The 6612-nt window shown below is 40.2% G+C and carries 7 protein-coding genes; all 7 read right to left on the reverse strand.

Annotated features, from left to right (window positions below):
- Positions 1–81: 81 nt before the first annotated feature.
- The 7 genes from QOL76_RS03990 to QOL76_RS04020 all read right to left on the reverse strand — a co-directional run bounded on the left by QOL76_RS03990 (position 82) and on the right by QOL76_RS04020 (position 6526).
- On the reverse strand, positions 82–1620 hold the full coding sequence (locus tag QOL76_RS03990) for a M20/M25/M40 family metallo-hydrolase (RefSeq protein ID WP_283411731.1): 1539 nt from the start codon (positions 1618–1620) through the stop codon (positions 82–84).
- A 136-nt stretch (positions 1621–1756) separates the two neighbouring features.
- Positions 1757–2206 (reverse strand): YybH family protein, encoded by a 450-nt coding sequence (locus QOL76_RS03995; protein WP_283411732.1) that lies wholly within the window; start codon positions 2204–2206, stop codon positions 1757–1759.
- A gap of 58 nt (positions 2207–2264) precedes the next feature.
- The gene (locus QOL76_RS04000; RefSeq protein WP_283411733.1) at positions 2265–3014 is read right to left on the reverse strand and encodes a hypothetical protein; all 750 of its coding nucleotides are present in this window, start codon (positions 3012–3014) and stop codon (positions 2265–2267) included.
- A 252-nt stretch (positions 3015–3266) separates the two neighbouring features.
- Positions 3267–3587 carry a 2Fe-2S iron-sulfur cluster-binding protein gene (locus QOL76_RS04005; RefSeq protein WP_283411734.1) on the reverse strand — a complete coding sequence of 107 codons (321 nt, stop codon included), beginning with the start codon at positions 3585–3587 and terminating at the stop codon, positions 3267–3269.
- Positions 3588–3602: 15 nt separating this feature from the next.
- Positions 3603–4607 carry an NAD(P)/FAD-dependent oxidoreductase gene (locus QOL76_RS04010; RefSeq protein WP_283411735.1) on the reverse strand — a complete coding sequence of 335 codons (1005 nt, stop codon included), beginning with the start codon at positions 4605–4607 and terminating at the stop codon, positions 3603–3605.
- A 57-nt stretch (positions 4608–4664) separates the two neighbouring features.
- Positions 4665–5114: a MarR family winged helix-turn-helix transcriptional regulator gene (locus tag QOL76_RS04015; protein ID WP_283411736.1), complete on the reverse strand. Its 450-nt coding sequence runs from the start codon at positions 5112–5114 to the stop codon at positions 4665–4667.
- A 149-nt stretch (positions 5115–5263) separates the two neighbouring features.
- Positions 5264–6526 carry a replication-associated recombination protein A gene (locus tag QOL76_RS04020; RefSeq protein ID WP_283411737.1) on the reverse strand — a complete coding sequence of 421 codons (1263 nt, stop codon included), beginning with the start codon at positions 6524–6526 and terminating at the stop codon, positions 5264–5266.
- Between the last annotated feature and the right edge of the window lie 86 nt (positions 6527–6612).

Genomic DNA, 6612 nt, shown 5'->3' on the forward strand with positions numbered 1-6612 from the left:
CAGAAAATTTGGCCTACTGCAAACAAAAAAACGGATATAAAATACTTTATACCCGTTTTCGATGTGGTTGATAGTTATTCTTTATTCTACTTTCCTCAATTCTTTTCTCGGAATCATTTCATCTTTTTGAGCTGTATTATACACAAATGAAGCTATAACAACTGCCATTTGCTTCAAATCATCCAATTCCAATCTTTCAAATGTATCCATATTCGTGTGATGAGTACGAGTTCGGTATTCCACAGGATCTTGGATAAACTGAAATCCTGGAAGGCTTAATGCATCAAAGCTTTGGTGGTCTGTCCCACCAGTATTACTGATGGTGATCGTACGATCTTCCACGATATCATCTAAAGGCAAAAACCACTCATTGAAAATCGGCTCTGCTGCAGCATTTCCCTGAAGGTAAATCCCACGAATTCTACCTGTTCCGTTATCAATATTATAATACGCAGACAACTTTTCGTGCTCAGGTTTCAACTCCATTGTCTCACGATCACCAAAATGTTTTGCCACATATCCTCTAGAGCCATGTAAACCTTGCTCTTCACCTCCCCAAAGGGCAATACGCACTGTTCGCTTTGGTTGAAGACCTGTAGCTTTCAATATTCTTACCGCTTCCATCATTACAATACATCCTGCAGCATTATCAGTCGCTCCGTTGGCTCCATGCCAAGAATCTAAGTGTCCACCAAGCATCACCACTTCTGACTTCAATGAAGGATCAGAACCTGGAATTTCTGCTATTACATTATACCCCTGAAGATCTTCTGTTCTAAAACGAGTTTTCACCTCTGCCTCTATCTCCACTTCTACCCCATTTTCACTTAATCGAGCCATCAAATTCACATTCTCAGGAGCAGTTTCCAATTCTGGAATTACGTCTGGGGTGTCTTTAATATAACCTCTAGGGCTGCTTGTGAATAGCGTTCCATGACGCCCATTTACTCCTTTGATGATCAAAGCAGGACCTTCACTGGCAATGAACTCATTTATTTTTTGTGAAAAAGCTCTAGCTGCTCTTAATTCAGCAATCATTTCTGGAGTATAACTACCATTTCCGCCACCTCTTGGCGCTGGATGCTCCATTCCATGCAATTGTTCGGCTGTATATCGAACAGCATCAGGTTCGTATGTAGGCTCTTGGGTTCCCGTTGGTTTAATTGCAACTATAGCACCTTTGAGTTTACCCTTATATTTTGCAAAGTCCTCTTCAGTTTTTATGTCAAGAAAATAAACCTTGCCACTTACTTCTCCTTTTGTGCTTTCTGTCCAAGCTTTTGGAATTGCAATAAAAGGCATGTAATAAGGAGAAGTCATCGCGATGTAGCTCTTTTCCATTTCCCAGCCTCGACCAAATTCTCCCCAAGGTTCGGCGTTGGCATTTTGTAAACCCCAGTCTGAAAGCTGCTGGATAGCATAATCCACAGCCCGCTCGTAACCTTCGGAATTACTCAACCTCGGGCCAGCCTTGTCCACTAACTGAAATGCGATTTCCTCTACTTTTGAATTTTCTAAGCCTTCTTTTTTGATTTTTTCAATTGCCGCAAGGTCAACTTCCTGAGCAAAACTCATTCCGGCTAAAAGCAGGGCCGGCAGGATTAATAATTTTCTCTTCATAATATTAGGGTTTGGTAATGGTGCTATTTGAATAAATTTTTGTCTAAAAATAAATTTCAGGGTGAAATTAAGCCAAAATATAGGATCACAATAGCTATTCGTGTAAAAGTAGGTCACTCCTATAATAGGATGCAAATTAGTCACCTGCAGGAAGCATATTCCGAATAGCGGAAATTTTCCATTGCCCGGTCTCTGTCACCACGACAAAGGTGCTCCACATTTTTCTGACAGTCCCATCTCCATTTTTGATCTCATAGCGAGCATCAACTATGGCCGCATCAGGATCCAGAAAACGAATAGACTCTACCTTTAAGGTTCTATCACCAGGATTAGAGGTAGAACTCTCCATCATTCCTTGCACTGCTTCAGCGAGGCCCTTTCGCCAAACTCCAGAGGAAACCAGCTGATCTACATCTTCTATCAATATTTCCTTCAGCAACACTGTGTCCTTTGTCTCCCTAGCTTTGGAATAAGAACTGATCAGGTCTATGATCTCTTGGGATTCGCCTTTTGTGTTCAAGGGATTTTGGCAAAAAGCGGAGAAGTTGATGAGGTGGAGAAAAAACAGGAAAGCGAAGGTTTTCATTTGATGGAATGTTTAAGACAAATCAAATTAATCAATTATAGAAAACATAAGCAATTTGCTAAACTGCAAATATGCTTATAAAACTTTCATACTCTTCTGCTGCTGGGTAATAGTAAACTGCAACGATGAGTTTAACAGCCCCATCTATTTTATCGGATTCTAGATAGTAATTTAGTTTCCATGTGGATTGATAAAGCTCTTTCACTATTTCAACATCTAATTCATCACCAAACCCTTTAATTATTTCTACCTGAGATGGGTTAACCTGGTCGTCTAGCACTACTTCAAAAAGTGCAAAATTCTCTTTTAATACAATTCCATTTTTGCTTTTTAAAAACAAGGTGAAGTTTGGAGATATGTAGGGAATATAATGTGCTGTAATTGAATTATCATACCTACTTAAAGCTCTAATAAATTCTAGATCTCTTTGTTTACTTCTATAATTAGTTTTAAAATTTATTTTATAATCACACATACCAAAGACATACCTACCATCGTCCTTTGCATGAGCGGTAACTAATAAGTCAGATCCTTCGGGAAAAAACACAGAACAAGAGGTGCCAAATTTTTCATCGCTTCTACCATAAACATAGATGAAATTTAGGTTTGGCCCTTTAAAATGCTCTACAACTTGCACATCTGCCCTGTATATTTGCTCTTTACCCTGATTGGGATAAACTTTTAAGATCTTAATCCTTCCCACAAAATCCGACCCGACAAAGCTATTAGTTGGTGTTGAAAATGAACAATCGCAGGCAAAAGCTTGATTACCAAAAACCAGAATAAGTAAAGTGAGTAGAAATTTCATATCTCCCTAAAATAGCAAAAGCTACTCAGCACTGAATAGCTTTAAGGTTTTTTAAGGAGGATATTTAAGTTTTCAAAAGTCCAACTTCCTGAGAGTCAAGACAACTGTGAACTTTGCGTAACCTTTGCCTCCTCAGCGGTAAAAACACCAAAAGCCACCCATTGCTGAGTGGCTTTAAGAATATTTACAGTAAGTAAGATGATTCGGAAGTCCAGCTTCTGGAGAAGCAGGTCAACTGTGAAGTTGTGTAGCTTACTGATCTTCTCCTCTTAGTTTGAGTACAGAACCTTCCAATACATCTCCGATCCGGATTTGGCAAGCCAAACGTGAAGTAGGAAAGTACTCTGGTAGGTTTTCCAACTGATCCAATTCAGGATCCGTGGCCTGACCCAATTCATCCTTGCCTTCCAACACTTCGATGTGGCAGGTTCCACATAGTGCCATACCTCCACAGGTAGCCAAAATCGGATATTCGTATGCTTTGAGAATTTCCATCAGATTGAAGCCCATATCATCTGGCGCTTCGCATTCTTGACGATTTCCTTCTTGATCTTCTACAGTGAAATTAACCATGCTGCAAAAATAGTATTAAAATGAATTTACACCGTTAACGGTTGTGTATTTGAAGCTCAATTTCTGATCAGGATACACATATTTGAAAGCAGAATGCATCATGATCGCCGCTTCGTGGAATCCACAAAGAATCAATTTCAGCTTTCCAGGATAAGTATTGATATCACCAATCGCGTAGATTCGGTCAACTCCAGTAGAGTAATCTCGCGTATCTACTTCGATCGCATTTTTATCTATACTCAATCCCCAGTCAGCTATCGGCCCAAGCTTTGGACTCAAACCAAATAGTGGGATTAAATAATCAGTTTCAATCTTGATTTCTGCTTTGCTCTTATCTACAAAAGTGACAGATTCCAAGGTGCCATTCCCAGATACTTCTTTCAAATTGGATGAAAGAATCAAGTCAATTTTACCATTATTTGCCAGGTCAAATACCTTAGCAGCGGAATCAGGTGCCCCACGGAAAGTCTCATTCCGGTGAACCAAGGTTACTCTTTTGGCAACTTTAGAAAGGAAGATAGTCCAATCCAAAGCAGAATCTCCGCCTCCGGCAAGAATTACATTCTTATCGCGGAAAGTTTCAGGATTTTTCACCATGTAAGTAATTCCTTTTCCTTCGAAAAGCTCCAAGTTCTCTACTACTGGCTTTCTAGGCTCAAAACAACCCAAACCACCAGCAATCACAATCACCTGAGCATGAACTTTTGTTTTATCGCTAGTTGTCACGATAAAAGATCCATCTTCCTGCTTATCCAAGTGGTCAACTCGCTCTCCTAAGGTAAACGTCGGGGAGAAAGGCTTTGCCTGCTCCATCAGATTGTCCACCAAATCCTGTGCATTTACTTCCGGATATCCTGGAATATCATAAATAGGCTTTTGCGGATAAATCTCCGAAAGCTGACCACCCACCTGAGGCAGGGCATCAATAAGATGACAACGCATTTTGAGCAAACCAGCTTCGAATACTGCAAATAGGCCTACTGGGCCGGCTCCGATAATACAAAGGTCTGTATGGATCATGATGTATGAAATTTGGGGTGCTTCCCCGGTTAAAAGTTTCCTTTTTCTTTAACTTACTTATTGACCAAGCGACTCACCATTGAGATTCTGATAAATCGTATTGAGAATCCGCTTAAACTCCTCGAAATCATGGGGACTTAAATTCTCCCATGCTTTCTCTCTAATCTGAAGAATCTCCGGCCGTAAAGAACTCACTTTCGAAACTCCGGTTTCCGTCAAATGCAACTGAAAACTACGTCGGTCCTGCGGATGTGGCACTCGCTCCACATACCCCTTTTTGCAAAGCAAATCGATAATACGTGTCAGCGTAGGATGATCTTTAAAGACCAAATTCGCCAATTCTGTTTGACTTAAGAGGTCATTTTCAGATAGGTTTTTCAACACCAACCATTGATCAACAGTCACATCAAAATCTCCTGATTTGAACTGCTGCTGAGCATATTGCTTCACTTTTCGGGCCGTACGGTCCAATAGAAATGAATACTTAGAATATTGCTCTTGTGTCATACCAATAGTTAGTGTGACAAATATATAAAAAATTTAATCGGGCAATACAATTCTCTATTATTTTTATAGGGTTTATAGGTTTTAGTATTGGAAGATTGAAAAATTGGAAAATTTGAAAATTGAGACTTGCATTTGAAAATTGAAAATTCTCAATACCCATATTTCCCTTGCCACTTCGAGCTAAGGTATCTTCTCAGCTCATTTTCCCTCGCATTCTCTCCGGGATCATACAGTTTCAACCCTTTGATTTCATCTGGCAAAAACTCTTGATTCACAAAGTTCCCAGGGAAGTCATGGGAATATTTATAGGCTTTTCCATAGTTCAAATCCTTCATGAGTTTGGTTGGAGCATTTCGCAAATGAAGTGGTACAGAAAGATCGCCCTTCTCTCTTACCAACGCCTGGGCTTGATTGATAGCCATGTAAGCAGCATTGCTTTTCTGCGAGCTCGCCAAATAAGTAACGCACTGGGAAAGGATAATTCTGGACTCTGGATAGCCGATAATCTTAACCGCCTCGAAGCAATTTGTAGCCAAAAGCAAGGCATTTGGGTTGGCATTCCCTATATCTTCTGAAGCTAAAATCACCAATCTTCTAGCGATGAACTTCACATCCTCTCCTCCTTCGATCATCCTTGCTAACCAATAAACCGCTGCATTCGGATCAGACCCACGGATGGATTTGATAAAAGCAGAAATAATATCATAATGCTGCTCTCCCGATTTATCGTAAAGTGCCACTTTTTGTTGCGCGATCTGCATCACTTTTTCATCGGTAATCACACAGGGATCTTCATTTATCCCATCAATTACTATTTCCAACAGGTTCAATAACTTTCGCCCATCTCCTCCTGAAATACGAAGGAGCGCATCGGTTTCCTTCAGCTCTACTTTGATTTTCTTCAACTCAATATCCTGCTCTAATGCCTGATGGATCATCGCTTCGAGTTCTGGTTTACCCAGTGAATTCAAAGTAAAAACCTGGCATCTTGATAGTAGTGCTGCATTTACTTCGAAAGATGGATTTTCTGTTGTAGCACCTATTAATCGAATTACACCCTTTTCCACAGCTCCCAAAAGCGCATCTTGTTGGGACTTATTAAAGCGATGAATTTCATCAATAAAGAGAACCACTCCTTGTTGAAACTTTGCTTTTTCGATTACCTCACGAATGTCTTTTACCCCAGAACTTATAGCACTTAGCGTGTAGAAAGGCGCTTTTATTTCATTTGCTATGATATTGGCAATGGTAGTTTTCCCAACACCCGGCGGGCCCCAAAGGATCAAAGAAGGCACATTTCCGGATTTGATCGCTTTAAATAAAAATGACTTGGGAGAGGACAAATGCTCCTGTCCGATTAGATCCTCCAATCGGGTTGGTCGCATACGTTCTGCAAGAGGGGTGTTATTCATTTAGTAGCTGGTCTTAGGAATGCAAGATACTAGACAAAAAAGAAAGGCCCGTGAAGGCCTTTCTAATTTTACGACAAACATTGTCG

Origin of the sequence: Algoriphagus winogradskyi (assembly GCF_900182815.1) — a bacterium.
Taxonomy (GTDB): domain Bacteria; phylum Bacteroidota; class Bacteroidia; order Cytophagales; family Cyclobacteriaceae; genus Algoriphagus; species Algoriphagus winogradskyi.

What these genes read in the sequence shown, in the direction of transcription:
- QOL76_RS03995 (WP_283411732.1), bottom strand. Translation starts at nt 2,206, where the DNA reads ATGAAAACCTTCGCTTTCCTGTTTTTTCTCCACCTCATCAACTTCTCC.
- QOL76_RS04005 (WP_283411734.1), bottom strand. Translation starts at nt 3,587, where the DNA reads ATGGTTAATTTCACTGTAGAAGATCAAGAAGGAAATCGTCAAGAATGC.
- QOL76_RS04020 (WP_283411737.1), bottom strand. Translation starts at nt 6,526, where the DNA reads ATGAATAACACCCCTCTTGCAGAACGTATGCGACCAACCCGATTGGAG.
- QOL76_RS04000 (WP_283411733.1), bottom strand. Translation starts at nt 3,014, where the DNA reads ATGAAATTTCTACTCACTTTACTTATTCTGGTTTTTGGTAATCAAGCT.
- QOL76_RS04015 (WP_283411736.1), bottom strand. Translation starts at nt 5,114, where the DNA reads ATGACACAAGAGCAATATTCTAAGTATTCATTTCTATTGGACCGTACG.
- QOL76_RS04010 (WP_283411735.1), bottom strand. Translation starts at nt 4,607, where the DNA reads ATGATCCATACAGACCTTTGTATTATCGGAGCCGGCCCAGTAGGCCTA.
- QOL76_RS03990 (WP_283411731.1), bottom strand. Translation starts at nt 1,620, where the DNA reads ATGAAGAGAAAATTATTAATCCTGCCGGCCCTGCTTTTAGCCGGAATG.